Here is a 17,270-nt window from a genome sequence, read left to right as displayed (position 1 = left end):
TTCCTTGGCTTCTGGCATCGGTCCCCGATAATCCCGCTATCCACAGGGGCGCGGCCATTCACCAAACCCCTTACCCGGCGTAAGTTCAACCCATCTCAGGCGGCTACCGATCATCAAGCCGAAAGGCGAAGTGAAAGGCGGATTTCCTGAGGCCCGTACGGCCCGGAGCGAAAGCAGGCTTGCCTGTTCGAGGGACGGAAGCCGAGACCTACGGGGCCGCGGAAAGCGTGCCAACGCCGACGGCGGACCGATGCTGCCATGAAGGACGGCAAAAACCTTCGATGGCGCGCAGGGCAAAGCCCGCAAGGGCCAAGACCGGCGTGGTCTGGAACGGATGCTGCCTTCGGGCGGCCTCTGGCAGGACCGTCAAAATCAAGGCCGGCATGGCGCGACGACTTTACGGAAGTTGCTGCCGCGACCGTGTCCTGATCTGACAGGGAGGCGCTGGGAGAAATCCCGGCGCCGACTGTCTTTGGGCTCTCCAACACAATTGTTACGGTGTTTCTGGTTAGGGCTGCAACCGGCGGCAAAATCAGCTAACGTTCGGCGTCAATTGAAGGGGGATACTTCATGACGCTGATCCAGAAGCTTGCCGTCGCTTATGCGTTCCTGTTCTTCGCGGTCGTCGCCATCGGCTACATTCCGGCCTTCAACGATGCCGACGGCAATCTGTTCGGCCTGTTCTCGCTGCAATGGTATGACGACCTGCTGCATGCCTTTTCCGGCGTCTGGGCGCTGGCCGCAGCCTTCATCTCGCATCGCCAGGCGGTGTTCTATTTCAAGCTGTTCGGCTCGGTCTATCTGTTCGACGGCGTGCTCGGGCTGATCACCGGCTCCGGCTGTCTCGATGCCGGCATCTTCATCAACGGCTTCCGCTCTCTCAGCGACATCGAATTCCCCACCCGATTCTTCGCCAACCTGCCGCACATCGTCATCGGCGGCATCGCCGTCTATATCGGGTTCTGGCTGTCGAAGCGCATATACGACCACTTCGCCACGGCCTGAGCGGCCATGTTCCTGTTCCGCTTGATAAAGCGCATCATCAAGGCGATCCTCTGGCTGATCGTCATCGTCATCCTGATCCCGATCGCCGGGCTCGCCTATGGCTTCCTGACCACGCCGTCGCTCGACAAGTCGCCTTTGCCCGGCATTGCCGACGGCGCGCCGCCCAAGGCGCTGGCCGACAAGGTGCGCGCCGAGATCCCCGGCTACCAGCGGCCGGAGGAATCGACCTTCCTCACCTATCCGGAATGGGCGATCGTCTACGCCGCGCGCGAATATGCCGGTTTCGTCGCCAAGGACCAGCCGAGCGGCTTCCCCTATTGGTCCTATGTCGGCCGCTTCTGGCAGGATTACGCCACGGTGATCCGCGCCAGTTCCGCCTACAAGTTCAACTATGCCAACCACCAGATGCTGGTCATCATCGGCACCAGCCATTCGATCGAGCATATATTGCAATGGGCCTATGAAAACACGGTCGGCCGCATCACCGAGGCGGCATCGGGCAAGCGCACCGCCGCCGACATCTACCAGGCCAAGGTGGCGGCGGATTATGCCGGCTTCCTCGACCAGGTGCCGTGGTATCAGTTCCCCTATGCGCAAAAGCGCGCCGGGCTGTTTGCCGTGCAGCCGGCGCCTGGTGACAGCTCCGTCCGCACCAGCGAACGCAAGCTCGCCTTCGGTCTCGCCGACACCATCAAGCAAGGCTATGCGGACCTGATCAAAAAGGCGCTTGCCGCGACCTCCGACCCCGCCTTCCTCGATGTCCATGTCTGGGCCAAGGGGCCGGTCGGCGAGGCCACCCGCAACGAGCCCGATACCTTGCTGGAACGCGACTACGGCACTGACGGCACCGTCTTCGTCACGAAGCGCTACCAGGTCTTCACCGACATGATCCCGCGCCTGATCGACAAGGGCGTCTCCTTCGTCGAGATCGGCGGCAATGACGAGATCATGGTCACGGTGCTGTCGACCGATTCGATCGCCGTCCCCGAGGGCATGCGCATCCTGTTCAGCTATCCGCTCCCCGCGGATCCCTCGACGCGCCGCACCGGAATGGTCGTGGCCGTGCGCAAGCTGCATCTGGTGCTGCCGTCGCTGATGAAGGCCGGCGCCAGGCTCGAACATGTCTACGATTATTGAGGCATTTCGGTCACGCCCGGAGGAAACACGCGCCGCCACGCACATTCCATGGTCGAAGCCAAATTCCCGCCTTGTTCACACGCAATGGAGAATTGCATGTCGCCTAAGCGCGACATGCGCCTGACTGGGCTGCCGGGGGGCATCTCGAAGGGACGAGACCGTGATCAAGACCGCCCTTGTCGCCATGACCATCGTCGGCTGCGACTGCGACGCCAAGCTCTGCGAATATATCGGCGAGACACCGGCCAAGTGGTCGACCATCGCCGATTGCGAAGCGGCGATGAAAAGCCAGATCCTGCACGAGCGCAACTTCAATTATCCGCTCGTGTCCGGCATCTGCCGCGCGAAGGGCTCGGCGTCCTCCTCGCACCTGGCCGCGATCGCGTCGGGTCCGGAACTGAAGCCCGCCAGCCGAACCGTCAGAACGGAAAGCCCGCTGCCGCCTGAACTCAGCCATCGGCCGAGCGTCCCGGTCGGATCGCCGACGACGGCCCTGGACGCGGCCGCTGCCCGGCCCGTCGCCTATGAACAGGTGGTGGATGGCGGCACCGGCGTGCTCTATCGCACGAAGAACGGCTACGCCGTCGTCAAGACCGATCTCGGCCGCGCCGTCTCGGCAACCGCCGACGCGGCAAAGCGCTCGGTGAACTGGCTGGCCGGCCTGGTGCCGAGCAAGCTGTAGGTCTCGTCTACATCTTCAGCTTCAGGCTCTGCCAGAACTTGTCGATCAGCGGCTTCTCGTTCGCCGCATCCTCGCCCGCGACGCGCGTGATGAACAGCAGCCCCTGGTCGGCGCGACCGTAGCCGACGATCTCGAAATAAGCAGTGTCGGTGCGGGTCTTCACCTCGGCGGTGATGCCGGTCAGCGCCTTGCCGTCCGCGAGCTTGCGCGTTGTCGGCTGCTGCGTCAGCTCGGCACCCGCCTTGACCGATTCCTTGGTCATCTCCTGCAGCATCAGCTGGTTCAGCGACACCGGGTTCATCTTGCCGTATTCCTGCACCACGACGATCGTGCCCAGCGCCGAGGCCATCAGATATTGCGTGATGTTCTCGCCGAGATCGGTCTTGGTCACCGAAATGCCGCTCGGATGGTTGAAGGAGAAACTGCCGCCGGAAAAGGTCGCGAAATCGTTCTTGTCGAGCTTCACTTCGACCTGTTTGCCGTCCGGCAACGTCACATGGGCGCTCTCGCCGGCGTCGATGTCGACCGCCTTGCCGTCGATCGTCAGCTTGAAGGCTTTCAGGTCTTCGGCGCCGGCCGGTCCGGGGCAAAGTGCGACGAAGGCGAGCACCGCCGCCGCTGATCCCATCCGCATCGAATTATCCTCCAACTGCTAAGCCGTCCCGCTCAGCGCCTTGATGGCACGGTAGAAGGTCGAGGAAAACAGTTCCGTCGGGTCATAGCGCCGCTTTGCCGCCAGGAAGGCAGGCAGTTCAGGATAGGATGCCAGCAACTCCTTGGCCGTGTAGTGCAGCTGGTAGGGCAGGAAGAAGCGGCCGCCATGCTTGATCGTCGCGTCGATCAGCGCCCGGGTCAGCGCCCGCATCCCGGCGTTGCCATCGGCATCGGCCGGCTGGTTGATATAGAGCACCAGCGAATAGGCCGGCTCCGGCGCGTAGGTCAGCGCCACGTCCTCCTTGTGGACGATGCGCACCGAAGCGTTGAGCACCGGCAGATCCTGGTTGCGCAGGATCTCGCGCGCTTCGGCGATGAACTCGACATAGGCGGCGCGAGGAATAAAATATTCGTGCAGTATGTCGGTCTCGTTCATGAGGTCGTTGAACAGATACGGCACCGAATCGTGCATCGGGTTGTTGCGGGTGACGAGACAGGCCTCGCCTTCGGCCAGCGCCGAGGTACGCGGCACCGTACAGCTCTCGAATTTCGGCTCCAGCGTCTTTTCGGTGAACCATTTCAGTTCCTGGAACGCGCTGCCCCATTTGGCCATGTTCATGATCACCCGCTTCAGGCCGACGCCATCGGGTTCACCGAGCGCCGGCTGGTCGGCCGGCGGCTGTTCGGCGACCTTGTCGTAGCGGTAGACGATCATGTCCTCGAGGAAATTGCCCGGCGCCGTCGACAGATGGCCGTAGAACAGGCCGATGTCCTTGTTCGGCTCCAGCACCCCGGCAAAGAATTTCGGGAAATCGTCGGATTTGATGATCTCGCGCGAGGTGCGGTAGACGGCATTGTCGACGATATCGAGCGTCGCCTCCAGCACCACGCCGAACAGGCCGTAGCCGCCGACGACATGGCGGAACAGCTCGCTATTGTCGGCTGGCGAGCAGGTGGTCACCGACCCGTCGGCCAGCATCACGCGCATGGAGCGGATCGAGCCGGCCACCGAGCCCGCCTGATGGTCCATGCCATGCGCGTTCACCGACAGCGAACCGCCGACCGAAAAAATGTCGGTTGATTGCATCGCCTTCACCGCGAAACGCGGGTGCAGCATGTTCTGGATGTCGTGCCAGCACGCGCCCGGCTGCAAGGTCATTGTCTTGGCCGCGGCGTCGACCGTGATCTTGTTGAACTTTCTGAGGTCGAGAACCAGCGCATTGTCGTCGAAGGCATGCCCGCCCATCGAATGGCGGATCGCCGCCAGCGACACTTTCAGCCCGGTGGCGCGCGCGAAAGCCAGCGCCCTGGCGATGTGCTCTTCCTCGCTGACCTCGACCACGCCATAGACCGGCGTCCTCGACAGGCCGCTGGCATCGTTGATGTCGCCGCCTTTTGCCAGCCAGGGCAGCGACGGATCGAAGGCCGGCGGGCTGGCGATCGGCTTCATCGGCAGTGCGATGCCGTCTATATCGGCGATGCGCCCGGTGTTCTTCGGCCCTGACGGGCCTCGCGCCAGCCGCGCCACGGTGGTGCCGCCCCAGAGCACGGCTCCGCCGAAGACAGCCGCGCCCAGCAGCAGCCGCCGCGACAGGCGAAACCCCTTTTGTTCCTCGGCCATGCGGATCCCCGGTCAGCCAAGGAATAGCGCGGCCTTTTGGCAAAAACCATGGCGACGCTGCCGGAACGGCGTTTCGCCACCGTCGTCGCCTGACGGGGAGTGTCCAAGCTAATGAAAATGGCCGATCCCCGAAGGAACCGGCCAGATTGGAGCAGGGTCTCAAAAGTCCGGTCGGCGGTCTCTACGAGGCCTTCTTGATCGACGTCACCATGCCGGTCTTGTCGTCGACCGTCACCGCCACCTTGGCGCCGACCTTCAGTTTCCCGACCGACGCATCGGGCGACAGCTGGTAGATCTTGCCGTCGTCGAGTGTGACCGACTTGGTTGTCGGATCAACCGCCTGGATGGTGCCCTGAACGGTCGCGGCATAGGCCGTGCCGAGAAAGGCGAGCAGAGCGGCGGTGGTTGCGAGGGTCTTCTTCATGGATAGCACTCCGTGCTGTTTCGGTTTTCCGGTACCGCTTGGGAGAGAGCAGCACCGAACGGCCCGAGACTGGGGCGGAAAGCGCACTGGCCGCAAATCACGTTGGGTGTATTTTCGCAAAGGAAATCATCGGCTTAATTCCGACATAATAGCCTCTAAGCCCCCGATAGCGACCGCTTGCCCTACCCTCATGTAAGGCTTTCTGCGCGCGAAATGAGTCGTTTGACGGATTGCGGCTCGCGCCGTCGGCGATCACGCGGCCGCCGCAATCCCTTCCCGGCCGTATCACGAAACAGGACTTCGATTTTTTCATCGATACACGTTTTATGTCGTGCGCCGGCTCTAGCCTGCCAGCCGCAGAGATGAATTTCGCGCTCAGGTTGCAAAATCGAAGCGAATGCCGGATGGTGTCGCCTTGTAGTAAGGGGGGACTTCATGAGAATCGCCGTCCGGACCACACTATCCCTGATGCTGGCGTTTTTGCCCGGCCTGGCTGGCGCGCAAGGCGCCGATCCGGGTGACGACAAGACGATGATCTTTGCTCCTGATGATCCCGACATGGCGGCGGCGACCGCGCGGGCGCTCGCCAGCCTGGATGAATTCCTGGCCTTGTCCGAAACACCTCCGTCCGGCACGGACAGGTTCAAGCTGAAGGTCAAGGTGCGGGACGGCAACGTCACCGAACACTTCTGGGTCATTCCCTTCCGTCGCACGGAGACAGGATTTGTCGGCATATTGGCGAACGAACCGGAGGAAGTGCACAACGTCGTGCTCGGCCAGAATATCGAATTCACGCGCGACGATATTTCCGACTGGGGGTACACCAGGGACGGCCACCAGGTCGGCAGCTTCACCGTCTGTGTGATGTTCAAGAGAACGTCCAAGGAAGAGGCGGACTATATGCGTGGCAAATACGGCTTCGACTGCTGAGCCTGCTTCGGCCTGTCAAATCGCCCCATCCCTCGCGCCGATCTTCCTCACCAAGGCCGCCGTCGCCAGCATGGCGCCCATGTCCGAGATCATCGGCGCGACATGGGTCTGGTAGTCCAGCGGCACCGAAATATCAGGCAGTTCGAAGAAGTTCTTCGGTTGCGGCAGGAGCAGAAAACCGTCGCCGCCGTTGAGCGCGACACGCGCCGGCTCGTCCGGCCAGGTTTCGCCGAGCCATTTCAGCGCCTGCGCCAGCCGGCCGGTCACCAGCGGCCGTGCCGCCTCGACATTGTCGGTGCGGAACTCGTAGGCGGCGTCAAGCTCAGGCACGCCGGACGGCAGTTCCTGCATCTTGGCCGCGAACATGCCGCGGAAAAAGCCGATGACGCCACTGGCACGTCGCGCCGCCACCAATATTCCAGGAAACGGCTCGATGGCCTCGAAAGCGACGACGACACCCTTGAACGTGGTGGCCTTGTTCTTGGTGGCGCCTCCGTCCCAAAGATCGGCTTCGTAGAGTTCGAAGGCAAATCCGTCATAGTGTCCGGAGATGATGTCGTCGAAGCGGCTCATAGTGAAACCGCCGACCGTCTCGCGCGGCAATCGGTCGAAGGAATGCGGCGTCACGTCGTGCTGGTAGCGCATATCTCCAATGAAGCCGAAGATGATCGGCATCAGCGTCTGGCGAAACGATTGCCGCAGCCTCGCCGCCGGCCTGATTGCCCTGAAATAGAGCACGATCGCCACCACAAAACCGATGACATAGAGAAATACGTGCGGCGTCGAGAACCATTGCTCGTTGGGATCGGCGACCTTGTTGAACAGCCAGGCAATGAGAGCGACGAACACGACCACAAGGCCAACGAACAACGGCACGCGCCACTTGACCCCGCGTGCCACCGAGGCCCTTGTCGCTTCGTAGGTCTCGATGTCCTTCTTGATGGCTGCGACGGCATCCGCGCCCGGCATGAAATTTTCCATCGCCATCCCCCGCCGCCAGTGTTGCCGCATGATAGCCAGTTTTGTCGGAATGACGCTAGCCGGAGACAGCAAGCGCGACCTCCTTCTCCCCTTGTGGGAGAAGGTGGATCGGCGCGATAGCGCCGAGACGGTTGAGGGGTGTTCCAGCTTGGCAACACCCGATTTCCGATTTTGCCTGCCTAGTGGAAAGATCGCCAACGTCTCATTCCGTCACGCACCCCTCATCCGTCTCGGCGCTATCGCGCCGATCCACCTTCTCCCACAAGGGGAGAAGGGAAAACCGCTCCCAGCCGGCCCTCGATTTTTTGCCGCATCGACACGTCCAATGCTTCCACCGGCACCAGGCGCTCGTGGTCTCCCGCACGCAGGCGGACAAACGGACAGAACCGGTAAGACGCAACAGCTCCCCGCGTATCGGCATCTGCACTCACATCGACCACGAATATCCCGCCGATCCGCCCCGGCCATGGCTGGCGGGCGAAAGCGGTGCCGAGGAAATCGCCGAGACCATAGGCGACGACTGTCCCCCCAATCCGCTCCACCGGCTGCACGACATGGGCATGGTGGCCGGCGATCAGCCGAACGCCCTGCCCGGCCAGCCGCTGAGCCAGCGCCCGTGTTCCGGCGCGCGGAAAATGGCGGAATTCCCAATCCCAATGTGGCACGGCACAAAGCAGGTCGACCCCAGCACTCGCCTCGCGCGGCCAGTCCGTCGGATCGCTGTCCATCGAGACGCGCCCGGCAAACAGGCTTTCGTCGGCGTTGCGCCAGAGCGTGAAAGCGGCGAAGCCGATGGCGAGCGGCCCGGCCGCGAAGCGTTCGACCGGACCATTGTCGGCCAGGCCGATGGTGCCGATATCGAGCCGCTTCAGCGCCGCCACCGTCGCGTCAAAACCGGCGACGCCCTGGTCGAGCACATGATTGTTGGCCAGTGACAGCACCAGTTTTTCGCGCCGTATCCCGACCGCCGCCAGCGCCTCCGCCAGAAAGCGTTCGCTCATCGCATGATGCGTGCCGAGCTTGGTTCCCAGGACGGCGCTCGGCCTGCCGACAACAGGGCTTTCACAATTGCCGATCACCAGATCGGCCGTGCCCAGCAGCGCCTTGATCGCCGGATCGCAGTCGGGCGCGCTCCGGTTGGCCACCGCCGAGATGTCGCCGATGAAGGCCAGCCGCACCGTCTGTCCTGGTGGCGTATCCATCAGCGTCCCCGATGCCGGCGCAAACCCTGTTGCATCACCGGCGAGCGACGGTTTGAGGAAGCGCGGCAGCCAGGACAGCTTGTAGGAGAGCGGATAGTTCGACACGGCACGCCCAATCGTTTGCCTTGTTTAGACTGTCCAGCGGGCAGGTTGAAGCCGCCGGCAATCAGCGATGTGGAGAGCGCTTCGGCGCTGGCAGGCGCGACGTCGTAAATCCGTGTATGGTCGCTGCCAACAAATGGGAGGCAAAAGATGACGCGAATAGCAAGCCTGCTGGCATCGGCTTTCATTCTGCTCGTCCCACTGTCGTCCGCATCGGCCGCCATGCCGGAAGCGGCAACCGCTTTGTTCGAGGCAAAGACCGTGGCCGCGCGCGACAGCGCCCTGTCGACACTGGAAGCAGCCGCGCCGAAAGATCCGGCGTCCGCCTATGCCGCCGGCGCCGGCGAATTCTTCACCGCGCTGGAATTGCTGGCCGGCGGCCTGCACCGCCATGGTTTCGAGAGCCCGCAATCCTTCATGCTGCCGCTGATGCAGCTGCCGGTGCCGCCCAATCCCAAACCCGAGCCGCTGACCTACGAAGAGTTCCGCGCCATACTGGTCGCCTTCCGCGACCGGCTGGGAAAATCCGCCGCGACACTGGGTTCGGTGCCTGCCGATGCCGATATCGGCATGGTCATCGACCTCACCCATGTTGGCATCGACCTCAACGAGGACGGCACGATCGCGCCGGATGAAAGCATGGCGGCGATCATGGCCGCGCTGTCGCGCGGCGGCATGGCGCCGGACGGCACCGCGCCCGCGCTCACCTTCCGCTTCGACCGCGCCGACGGCTATTGGCTGCAGGGCTATGCCGACTTCCTGATGGCGCAGGCCGATTTCTGGCTTGCGCATGATTTCAAAGGCACGTTCGACGGCTCGTTCCACATGCTTTTTCCGCGCGCCAAGCTGCCATTGCAGGACATCCTCGTGCCGCCGCCAAGCGAGATGGGCTCGAGCATCTTCTCCTCGGAATGGCGCATCGCCGATTTCATCTCGATGGTGCACCTCATCAACTGGCCGGTGGTCGAGCCGGAGCGCCGCAAGGCGGCGCGCCAGGAGCTGCTCGAAATGATCCGGCTGTCGCGCGAGGACTGGAAGGCGATCCGCGCCGAGACCGACAATGACCGCGAATGGCTGCCCGGTCCGCAGCAGAAGGGCGAAAACCCGCTCACCGGCCTCGAAGTCGGCGAGGAGCAGGTCCAGGCATGGCTCGCCACCCTGACCATGGCCGAGGACCTCCTGGAAGGCCGGGCGCTGCTGCCGCACTTCCGCATCACCGGCAAGGGCATCAACATGAAGCGCTTCTTCGACGAGCCAAAGCCCTTCGACCTCGTGCTGTCGATCACCGGCCCCGGCATCGCGCCTTACCTCGAAACCGGCAAGATCCTGACCAGCGAGGATTTCGATCAGATCCAGCGCGAGTTCGGCGGCGGCGGGTTTTTGACGTTCGCGCTGTGGTTCAACTGAGACCGCGCCGTCGCCATCCCAGGGCGTAGCAAGGAGCGAAGCGACGAGGCGCAGATCCTAGCGCCGACGATCAGAAGAACCGGCGTTGGAGCCGCAGGAGCCCGGCCATGACTGCTGCTATGAGCGCGTTCGATATCACGCCGACCGCACCACTCATCCAGGCGATATCGCCGGACTGGCCAAGGATCGCCGAGGGATAGCCGATAGCGATCACGACAATCGCCGCCACCAATCCAAGCCAACCCGCGCCCGGCCGACCGGCCAACCGGCTGAGGAAGTAGGCGATCGCGACCAGCACGATCCTGAGCGGGTCCAGTATCTGGGCAATGACGATAACAGTCAGAAGCATGGCCGGGCACTAAGCTTCAAAACCAGACCTTTCAAGGGCCAAGCTCACGGAATCAGCGCGGGGCGGGCCTGACATCGACAGGTCCTAACGCGCGAACCCGTGCAGCCGGGCCAGCAGCCATTGCAGCGGATTGTTCACGAATGCCTTGGTGACGAACCTGTCGTGGGCGGCGTCCGAGGCGAGCAGGGCGACAGTGCCGGCTTCCAGCCGCCGCGGCGGGTCGGCGCTAGCGTTGATGCCCTTGTCTGCCAGCGCCTGGCTTATCTCGGCATTGCCGGAGGCCGATGATTTGCCATAGGCGCTGACGAAGAAACTCTTCCTGTGATGCGCGATCCAGTCGGCGAAGATGTCGGCTTCATCGAAAACGGCGTCGAGCAGGACGACGCCGAGTAGGCGTCCGCCAATGTCGCCGTTCTTGAGCACGGAAGCGGCCGGATTATAGCCGCCGCTGTAGGCGACCAACACCACCGGCATGGCCTCGAATTTTGCCGCCTTGGCGCCGGTCAGCCTGGCCAGGCCTTGCGCCGCCTCGGCCATGAACTTGGCAAAATAGCCCGGCGTCCAGAAATTGCCGGCGCTGGAATCCTGCGCATCGCGGGCAAACTGCGGCGCCACCAGCACAGCGTCGAGGCCTGAAGCCTCGACCTGCGCGACGACCCGCTGGCGCCCGACCACGTCGCGCTGCAAGGTCGCGCCATTGCCGTGGAAGAACACCACGATGACAGCGGGCTTGGCGGCATCGAACCCTTTGGGAATCGCGAGCAGCGTCGAGCGGTCACAATAGGTCTCGTCTTCCCAATAGATTCCCCCGCGCGGCGACGTGTGGCCGTGGCGGCCGTTCGCGTCGACGTCGAGAAACGCCGCGGAGCCGTCGGGCAGCTTGCCCCGATACGGAAAGGGCGACGCCTTGAACGGCACGATGGTCGAGATAGTCTTGTGCAAGCGCGCGCCCTGACTTGCCACCGGAAACGCCGCCGTGGCCAGCAGTCCGGCGACGATGGCGCGCCGGTCCGGCATCAGGCGGCCACCACTCGGAGAGCCGGCGCCTTCGATGGCAGGAGCACGGCAAAGAACGCCGGAATGGCGATGAGATAGGCGATTGCCGACCATTGCAGCACGGCGCTGAGCCCGAAGCTGGTGGCGACGATCGGCACGGCGGCGGAGCCGATCACCGAGAAACAGCCATTGATGCCCCAGGCCCAGACGAACAGATGCTCCTTGCCGAGCCGCGCCAGCCAGGTCATGGCAGTGGCCATCGGCATGCCCATCAGGAAGGCCGGCGGCGACACCAGCAGAAAGCACAGCAGCAGCCGCACGGCATAGGGATAGGCGCCGATCCGGTCGAGCACCGGCGACAGATAGAATCCGTAGACCAGCAGCAGCACGCAGACCGCCAGCAGCACTACCGGCAGCAGCGTCCTGGCGCGGTCGAAGATGCGCTCGGCGAACAGGCTGCCGAGACCGGAGAACACCAGCATCGAGGAGATCAGCACCGAGGCCGAAACGGTCGGATTGGCCAGCGCCACGGTGAAGCGGCTGATCAGCCCGACCTCGACCATGATGTAGCCGAGGCCGAGACAGGCGAAATAGAGGATGGTGCCGAGCTTGCCGCGCGAGCGCGAGAACACGATGCGCCAGCCGAAGATCACCGGCAGCAGCACCAGCGACGCCGCCGTGATGCAGGCGATGCCGAGCGTCGCCCAGATCAGGAGATAGCCCCAGTCGTCCTGGAACAGGTCGAGCCGGTCGAGCGTGCGCGGCAGGTCGGCGACCTTCACATAGGCCGCGAAATAGGGTTGGTCGTTGCTCAGTGCACGCGCGTCGAAGACATAATCGCTGGCGAGCTTTTCCCAGCCGCCGGTCAGAAGCGCGTGCCAGGTCATGCGCTGCAGTTCCGTCGCCGGCAACACCTGCGGGCCGGCATCGCCGCCAACACCGGCGCAGGCGTCGAGCGTCGGATCGGCCGGCGCCGTCGGGTCGCAGTCAGGATTTGCAGGCGCGATGGGGTCGGCTGGCGCCGACGCATCGGCGGGCTGAGTCAGCGTCGCGTCCTCTCCGCTGCCGAAGATCGAGGCGCGGTAATCATCGAGTACTTTTTGCGCCCCCGAGCCGTCATATACTATTCCTGGATAATAGACCTCTTCCCAGGACATCGATTTGGTGTAGCCGCGCAGCGTCTTGGTTTCGGCCTCGGTGAAGCCGCCGCGCTTGAACAGCACGGTCGTGGTGGAGAGATAGCTCGACACCGCGAAGATGTCGTTGGCCGCACCTTCGCGGTCGAATGTTTTCGCCGCTTCGGCGACGGTCGAATAAAGCTTGAGCACCGATTTCGGCGGCTCTTCCTTGTTCCACAAGGTGATCGACAGCACGCCGCCATCGGCAAGCGCGCGCATATAGCTCAGCATTGCCTCGCGCGTGTAGGCATATTTCTCCGAAATGGCGAAGCCGCCGGGATTGGACAGGCCGACGCTGTCGGCGAGGCTGAGATCGATGACGTCGTAGCGCTCGGCCGTGTTGGCGAGGAACAGGCGCCCGTCATAATCGATCACCTTGAGCCGCGGCTCGGCCAGTATGTCGCCGGTCACATCCCTGAGGATCGGATCGCGGAAGGCCCGCAACGTCATCGGGTTGCTCTCGGCGACCGTCACCGACGTCGAACCGGCATTGAGCGCGGCCTGCGTGGAGATGCCGCCGCCGAACTGCACGACGAACGTCTTGGGCTTCTCCTTGATGACATAGGGGTAGTGCATCGGCAGATAGCGGAAATAGACCTGCTCGGCCGGCGCCAGGTTGCGCATGATGCCTTCCGGACCATCGCCGTCGCGATACATGCCGACATAGGTGTTGACTGGAACCTCCGGCATGCCGAAGGCGGCGTTGTCGCTCAGGCCCGGCGCGAAGTGCATGTAGGAGCTGGCATAGACCTGCAGGTCGCCGAACGGCGAGACGCTGCGGTAGATGCGCTCGCCGTCCGGGAAGTTGCGGGCATAGGCGACGCCCTTGTATTGCGAGACGGCGATGTCGGGTATGCCCGTGAGCCCGGGCAGCATGAGGTAGCCTGATATCGACAGCGCCGCGACGGCCACGCCCGCGACAAAACTCTTCCAGGCGCCGAACGCAGCGAACCACAAGAGCGAGCCGGCGGCCCACAAAAGCAGCGGCACGACGATGATGGTTTCAGGCGCGAACAGATACAGCGACACCAGCACGACGAGGCCGGCAAGTCCCGAGCCGGTCAGGTCGGCGAAATAGACGCGGCCGAAGGCGGTGCGGCTCTTCAGGAAGACGATGCCGAGGAAGAAGGCGCCGGCCAGGAACGGCAGGAGATAGAGCAGGAAATTGGCGAGCAGCCGCCACTTCTGCTGGGGGTCGGAGACCAGGAAGATGGCATTGAACGGCACCGTCTGGGCGGCGAGGTTGGCGCCGACGGCGAGCGGGCCGATCAGCAGCAGGGCCACCGTCGCCGCGCCTTGCCAGTGGCGGTCGAACCAATCCTTGCCGGCGAAGATCACGACGCTGGACAAGGAGAAACCAAGCATGGCGAGGCTCACCACCAGCGAGCCGAAATGCGACCAGCTGCCCACGGCGAACACGCGCATGACGGCGATCTGCAGGGCGATGATGGCGCCGGCGATCAGCCCGACCGCGAGATAGTGCGCAAGCCGTGGCGCCTCCAGCGGCGCGATGCCTGGTCGAGAGATCGATGCGACGGCTGCCATTCAGGCCCCTTGATGCGAAATTCAGCAAGGCCGGTGCCGCCGCGCGGCAACTCAGCCGTTATGCGTACCGACGATCTGGTCGCCTTCCAGCTTGGTGAAGGGCACGAAAGGCACCACCTTGCCGTTGTAGATGTCGGAGCGGACGATGTTGAACGTGCCATCCGCAAGCTGCTGCTTGATCACCTTGAGCACATGCTGAGCCCCCGGCGGACCGACCGGAATGACCATCACGCCATTGGGCTTGAGCTGCTGCAGCAGCGATGGCGGAATATGGTCGATGCCGCAGGTGACGATGATCTTGTCGAACGGGCCGACGCTCTCCCAGCCATAATAGCCATCGGCATTGCGGCTGGTGACCGAGCCGAATTCGCTGTAGCCGCGATCGATCAGCCCGTCATAGGTGCGGCGGGTGCGCTGCGCCAGAGGATTGATGATCTCGATCGTGTGCACCTTGTCGGTGAGGTTGGCGAGGTAGGCCGACTGGTAGCCCGATCCGGTGCCGATCTCGAGCACGGTTTCGCCGAACTGCACGTCGATGGAGGTCGTCATGCGCCCAACCAGATGCGGGCCTGAAATCGTCACGCCATAACCGATGTCGAGGAAGGCATGATCATAGGCGCGGCCCAGATTCTGCGGCAGCACGAACTCCTCGCGCGGCGTCAGTAGGAAGGCGCGCTTGTTGCGGTCGTCCAGCACGTCCTTGTTGTAGACCATGATCTGGAAGCGGTCGAACCGTTCCGCCAGCAACTTCGGATCCTCGCCGCGATTGGCCACCATCCAGTCGATGAACGATTTCTTGTCCTTGAACGGCACCTCTGCATTGCGGTCATAGGGAACCGGCACGGCGGCCTTGACGGCGGCCGGGAGAATGGAAAACGCCGTAGCTCCCGCCGACAGCGCCAAGAAGTCCCGACGCTTCATGGAAAAGCCTCCAAAAGTGGCTTTTGCCACCTTAAAACCAAGCACTTGACCGGAGTGCACCGCCTCCCAAAACGAGTCAACCGGCCGCCGGGAGGCGATCCTTCAGGCCGAAGAATTGTGGCAGGACGGCAACAGTATTTGCAGGCACCCGGTGGCGTTCGCAGCGGCGCGGCCGACGCGCATTGGCGTGCCTCATTGCCGCGGGAAGCGCTTAGGCGTCTTTTTGCGAAGATTAGCAAAGGCTGTTTTGCTTGACTCGGCAGGCAAAAACAGGCAGCAAAACAGCCTTGGAAGGGCTGCAATACCGCGTGCATGGTCGTGGACGAGCCTTTTTCGGCACAAAGTCCACGTCTCTCCATTGGTTTTGAGAGGGATTGGTTAACCAACTTTGTCCATATTTTGAAGCAATCGGCAACTAACGACAGGCGCGGCAAACGCGTCGGGGACCACCTGGGATCACTCACAGAATGGTCGTCGCGGCTATCACAGCCGCGGACGTGGGAGCCGATTGGAGCAAGATTGGTTGCATGGCGTTTTTGAGTCGTAAAATTGTCGGGGACAGGCGTTGGAGCGGCGAGACCGCTGTCGAAGCGCCACGCGCCTCATCCTTCACCCCTGAACGGGTTGTCCGCTGGATCGCGGTGCCGGGCGTCAGCGCTGCCGTCGGCCTATGGCTGATCGGCACCATCGCCGGCCTCACCTCCGTCGGCGCCTCGCTCTCGGCGACGTCGATCGGCCTGCCGCAGACGCTGTCGATGCCGGGCACGCTCGCTCTCGCCGATCCGCTGAAACAGCATTTCCTCAGCTCTTCCGCGCCCTTCGTCATGGCCAATGCCCATGGCGGCGCGCAAGCGCTGCACGACCATGCCGTACAGTGCGGCGCCAGTTGCTTCAGGCTGGCGGCGGTAACCTCCAAGGCGGAGAAATCCGGGCGCCTGGTGGCACAGACCAAGCCAACGCCGGCGAAGTCGAAATCGCAGCAGCGCTTCGAACTGATGGAAGCGTCGCTGTCGCCGACAAAGCTCGCCGCTGCCTTTGCCGGCGCGGGAAAGCCGGCGACCGCCGCCAGCACCCGTCCCGTGATTTCCAGCGCCGCGCCCCAGGTCACCGAGGCGTCTCTCGTGCCGTCCGTCCAGGTCATGGCCAGCCTGTCCAACGACATGCCGGCTCCGGCGGCGGAACGCTTCGCCCGCGCCGATATGGGTTCGGTCGTGCAGACCGCACCGGCGCCGATGGGCTTTGCCCAGCCGGAAACGCCCGATAACGCGCAGCTGGCGCTTGCCCTGGTCGAGTCGATGCCTATCGAGGACGAAGCCTTCGCCTCGCCGCTGCCGATGACCGAATCCTCGCCCGATGTCGCGGTTGCGCCGGTCGAGACCCAGCAGGAAAAGCCCGGCGACGCCGCCTCGCTGCCGGATGCGCTCACCGACGATGTCCCACTGCCGACCCGCCGCCCGCAATATGACGCGCCGCAGCAGCGCAGCGTCGTGGAAGAGGACAAGCCGGCCGCACAGCCCAAGACTTTGCAGGAGAAGCCGGCGCCTCAGCCGAAGCCCGTCCAGCAAGCCAGGCAGCCGGCCCGGCAAGGCCGGACCCGCGATGGTGGCGACGTGCTGGCCTATGCCAAGCCGGACACGCCTTCGGGCGGCCTCGGCCAGGCGTTCAGGAATCTGTTCAACGGGCCGAGCGCCGGAAGCGGCGCCGGCCATGGCGTCGCCGTCTACGACATCAGCGCCAAGACCGTCTACATGCCCGACGGCCAGCGGCTCGAGGCGCATTCCGGCCTCGGCGCCATGGTCGACCAGCCGCGCTATGTCGATGTGAAGGATCGCGGCCCGACACCACCCAACACCTACAATCTGTCGCTACGTGAATCGCGCTTCCACGGCGTCGAGGCCATCCGCCTGACACCGACGAGCGGCGGCAACAAATACAACCGCACCGGCCTGCTCGCGCATACCTACATGCTGCGCGGCGGCCGCGCCGAATCCAATGGCTGTGTCGTCTTCAGGGATTATTCCCGCTTCCTCGCCGCCTTCAAGAAGGGCAAGGTCACCCGCCTCGTCGTGGTGCCGCGCCTGAACGGATCGCCGACCCGCGTGGCCGACAACGCGCGCGGCGCCTGAGCCCTGCGAG

The 17,270-nt window shown here is 63.7% G+C and carries 15 protein-coding genes; 6 read left to right on the top strand and 9 right to left on the bottom strand.

The window, feature by feature from the left end:
* Positions 1 to 570: 570 nt before the first annotated feature.
* The 3 genes from LB536_RS20570 to LB536_RS20560 all read left to right on the top strand — a co-directional run bounded on the left by LB536_RS20570 (position 571) and on the right by LB536_RS20560 (position 2,824).
* Positions 571 to 1,005 carry a DUF4383 domain-containing protein gene (locus LB536_RS20570; protein WP_140810348.1) on the top strand — a complete coding sequence of 145 codons (435 nt, stop codon included), beginning with the start codon at positions 571 to 573 and terminating at the stop codon, positions 1,003 to 1,005.
* Positions 1,006 to 1,011: 6 nt separating this feature from the next.
* Entirely contained in the window at positions 1,012 to 2,142 is a 1,131-nt protein-coding gene (locus LB536_RS20565; RefSeq protein ID WP_224595804.1) for a hypothetical protein, read from the top strand.
* 160 nt (positions 2,143 to 2,302) lie between these two features.
* Positions 2,303 to 2,824: a hypothetical protein gene (locus LB536_RS20560; protein WP_224595802.1), complete on the top strand. Its 522-nt coding sequence runs from the start codon at positions 2,303 to 2,305 to the stop codon at positions 2,822 to 2,824.
* 7 nt (positions 2,825 to 2,831) lie between these two features.
* On the opposite strand, the gene LB536_RS20555 is transcribed toward LB536_RS20560, so the two are convergent.
* The 3 genes from LB536_RS20555 to LB536_RS20545 form a co-directional block, all read right to left on the bottom strand.
* A complete protein-coding gene (locus tag LB536_RS20555) occupies positions 2,832 to 3,458 on the bottom strand; it encodes a hypothetical protein (RefSeq protein WP_224595800.1) in 627 nt (208 codons plus the stop codon).
* 18 nt (positions 3,459 to 3,476) lie between these two features.
* Positions 3,477 to 5,099, bottom strand: coding sequence for an FAD-binding oxidoreductase (locus LB536_RS20550; RefSeq protein ID WP_224595796.1), 1,623 nt, complete (start codon positions 5,097 to 5,099; stop codon positions 3,477 to 3,479).
* 181 nt (positions 5,100 to 5,280) lie between these two features.
* Positions 5,281 to 5,523: a DUF1344 domain-containing protein gene (locus tag LB536_RS20545; protein WP_015316128.1), complete on the bottom strand. Its 243-nt coding sequence runs from the start codon at positions 5,521 to 5,523 to the stop codon at positions 5,281 to 5,283.
* A gap of 435 nt (positions 5,524 to 5,958) precedes the next feature.
* Between LB536_RS20545 and LB536_RS20540 the strand changes: the two genes are divergently transcribed.
* Entirely contained in the window at positions 5,959 to 6,453 is a 495-nt protein-coding gene (locus LB536_RS20540; protein ID WP_140759411.1) for a YegJ family protein, read from the top strand.
* Positions 6,454 to 6,468: 15 nt separating this feature from the next.
* On the opposite strand, the gene LB536_RS20535 is transcribed toward LB536_RS20540, so the two are convergent.
* Together LB536_RS20535 and LB536_RS20530 are read right to left on the bottom strand one after the other, a co-directional pair.
* A complete protein-coding gene (locus LB536_RS20535; RefSeq protein ID WP_224595794.1) occupies positions 6,469 to 7,440 on the bottom strand; it encodes a hypothetical protein in 972 nt (323 codons plus the stop codon).
* A gap of 230 nt (positions 7,441 to 7,670) precedes the next feature.
* Positions 7,671 to 8,741 carry a CapA family protein gene (locus LB536_RS20530; RefSeq protein WP_224595792.1) on the bottom strand — a complete coding sequence of 357 codons (1,071 nt, stop codon included), beginning with the start codon at positions 8,739 to 8,741 and terminating at the stop codon, positions 7,671 to 7,673.
* A 147-nt stretch (positions 8,742 to 8,888) separates the two neighbouring features.
* Here LB536_RS20530 and LB536_RS20525 point away from each other — a divergent pair, with 147 nt between their 5' ends.
* On the top strand, positions 8,889 to 10,145 hold the full coding sequence (locus LB536_RS20525; protein WP_224595790.1) for a hypothetical protein: 1,257 nt from the start codon (positions 8,889 to 8,891) through the stop codon (positions 10,143 to 10,145).
* Positions 10,146 to 10,215: 70 nt separating this feature from the next.
* Here LB536_RS20525 and LB536_RS20520 read toward each other — a convergent pair whose 3' ends face one another.
* The 4 genes from LB536_RS20520 to LB536_RS20505 all read right to left on the bottom strand — a co-directional run bounded on the left by LB536_RS20520 (position 10,216) and on the right by LB536_RS20505 (position 15,134).
* On the bottom strand, positions 10,216 to 10,494 hold the full coding sequence (locus tag LB536_RS20520; RefSeq protein WP_140759403.1) for a hypothetical protein: 279 nt from the start codon (positions 10,492 to 10,494) through the stop codon (positions 10,216 to 10,218).
* Between the two features lie 84 nt (positions 10,495 to 10,578).
* Complete coding sequence (locus LB536_RS20515) at positions 10,579 to 11,511, bottom strand: hypothetical protein (RefSeq protein WP_224595788.1); 933 nt, start codon at positions 11,509 to 11,511, stop codon at positions 10,579 to 10,581.
* On the bottom strand, positions 11,511 to 14,213 hold the full coding sequence (locus LB536_RS20510; protein ID WP_224595785.1) for a hypothetical protein: 2,703 nt from the start codon (positions 14,211 to 14,213) through the stop codon (positions 11,511 to 11,513). The genes LB536_RS20515 and LB536_RS20510 overlap by 1 nt, the downstream gene beginning before the upstream one ends.
* A gap of 51 nt (positions 14,214 to 14,264) precedes the next feature.
* Positions 14,265 to 15,134 (bottom strand): protein-L-isoaspartate O-methyltransferase family protein, encoded by an 870-nt coding sequence (locus LB536_RS20505; RefSeq protein WP_224595781.1) that lies wholly within the window; start codon positions 15,132 to 15,134, stop codon positions 14,265 to 14,267.
* Between the two features lie 527 nt (positions 15,135 to 15,661).
* Between LB536_RS20505 and LB536_RS20500 the strand changes: the two genes are divergently transcribed.
* Positions 15,662 to 17,260, top strand: a complete 1,599-nt coding sequence (locus LB536_RS20500) for a DUF2778 domain-containing protein (RefSeq protein ID WP_224595778.1) — start codon at positions 15,662 to 15,664, stop codon at positions 17,258 to 17,260.
* The last annotated feature ends 10 nt before the right edge of the window (positions 17,261 to 17,270 follow it).

Source organism: Mesorhizobium sp. ES1-3 (assembly GCF_020164795.1).
Taxonomy (GTDB): domain Bacteria; phylum Pseudomonadota; class Alphaproteobacteria; order Rhizobiales; family Rhizobiaceae; genus Mesorhizobium.
Note: the sequence above shows the minus strand (reverse complement) of the source record. Positions and strands in the feature narration are given on the sequence as shown.